Genomic DNA, 1,847 nt, shown 5'->3' with positions numbered 1-1,847 from the left:
TGCTAGACCAGTCTCTCCTTCATTACATCGAATAATGTAAGACGTATCGACACCATTCTCTTGAAGTACATCCACTAAATAATCACCAAAACTATCTTTAGCTATTTTAGTTAACATGACTKAGCTTCCCTCATATTTTGCAACTGCAATCGCGACATTCATAGGAGCACCACCAGCCACACGTTCAAAACTAGTAACTTCTTTTAACGACTTTTCTTTTTGAACAGGAATAAAATCAATTAATGTTTCACCAATACAAAAAACTCTTTTCAATATCCTCACTCCAAAACAATGAACAAGTGTCTAGGCACTTGTTCATTTATAATTTATTTCCAAATATCTTTTAGTTTCCAATATGTTAGTTCCTTAATTTTCACATCACCACTATCAGCGAATAACTCAATGCCTAATCTATCTTCAGTTGGATAAATACGACTTGTCATCGTTGTTTGTCCCTCATTTGCAAATACTTCAATAGAGGATCGATCAAGGAATATGCGTAAGGAAAGCTCTTGATTTGCCCTAAGAATGGTATTTCTTACACCATCTTCAACTTTACCAGACTTAGAACAATCGAGTTTTAGTGTTTGTTTGTCCAAGTGATACGTTRATACAGTCTCTTCCTGGTTAATTCCACGAATTTTTATTCCAACCGACTGAGCGTTACAATTGGTTAGGTCAAACACAGCTTTTATTTCAAGTAAATCTTCGTTTGTTTCTATTAAATAGCTATTAGAAGTTACATTGGTAAGTGTATTATGTTCAATCTCACGCAATAAGTTTAATTCTTCCACAGGATTCATTAAAACTTTATCATTCTCTCCTAAAGTAACTTCACGTGGTAATGTAAGTGCTCCACACCATCCATCTTCTTTTGTTGGCATATCTGACTCCCACATATCCATCCAACCAATGGCAATTCGACGTCCTTTTTCATCTAATAACGTTTGAACTGCATAAAAATCATGTCCATTATCTAACTCATTAAATGAGCCGTGTGTAAACTCGTTTGTTTCGTAATTGTAATCTCCAATTAAATATCCCGTTTGGAATAAGTTGTTGTATAAATCTCCATCTTTTTTAATCCCTTGTGGAGAAATCATGAGAACGTGTTTTCCATCTAATTCAAAGAAATCTGGACATTCCCACATGAATCCAAGGTTTTCGTTTCCTTGTGCCAATACACCAATATATGACCACGTACGTAAATCTGGAGAACGATATAAAATTACTCTGCCCACATTCTCCTTGGTCGAATTTCCTAGTACCATATACCAACTATCTTTGTATTTCCATACTTTAGGGTCACGGAAATGATGATTACTATCCGTAGGTGGCTCAGGAATTACTGGATTTTCTGCAATCTTATGAAATGTGACACCATCGGTACTAACAGCAATATTTTGATTTTGATAAAAAATATCTTTTTCCTTATCAGTATAATTGTGTCCGGTATAGATTAATGTTAATTCCCCATTATTATCTACAGCGCTTCCCGAGAAACACCCGTCACTATCACAAGCATCACCAGGAGCTAAAGCGATAGGCAAGTGTTCCCAATGAACAAGATCTTTACTTTTTACATGCCCCCAGTGCATCGGACCCCAGTTTTCATCATAAGGGTGATGCTGATAAAATACGTGGTATTCTCCTTTATACTGTACTAAACCATTTGGATCATTGATCCAGTTCGCTGGTGCCATAATATGATAACCTAGTCGATAACGGTTATTCATTTTTTCTTTTGTATTCCTAAGTGCCTCTTCTGCGAACTGGATCAATGATCCAAATGGTTTAGTACAGTATAAAGGAGAATACCACGTATTTTATCAGCATCACCCTTATGA

Annotated in this window: 2 protein-coding genes and 1 pseudogene; 1 reads left to right on the top strand and 2 read right to left on the bottom strand. The window is 35.9% G+C overall.

Annotated features, from left to right (window positions below):
• The coding region (locus tag AC1DRF_RS25730; RefSeq protein ID WP_477742042.1) for a PfkB family carbohydrate kinase at positions 1-282 on the bottom strand (282 nt) is incomplete at its 3' end.
• A gap of 44 nt (positions 283-326) precedes the next feature.
• The gene (locus AC1DRF_RS25725; RefSeq protein ID WP_477742041.1) at positions 327-1,736 is read right to left on the bottom strand and encodes a glycoside hydrolase family 32 protein; all 1,410 of its coding nucleotides are present in this window, start codon (positions 1,734-1,736) and stop codon (positions 327-329) included.
• A gap of 31 nt (positions 1,737-1,767) precedes the next feature.
• Here AC1DRF_RS25725 and AC1DRF_RS25720 point away from each other — a divergent pair.
• Positions 1,768-1,847 (top strand): annotated as a pseudogene (locus tag AC1DRF_RS25720) (hypothetical protein); the annotation flags it as partial.

Source organism: Priestia sp. P5_B4, from assembly GCF_056400385.1.
This window is presented reverse-complemented; position numbering and strand designations above follow the sequence as displayed.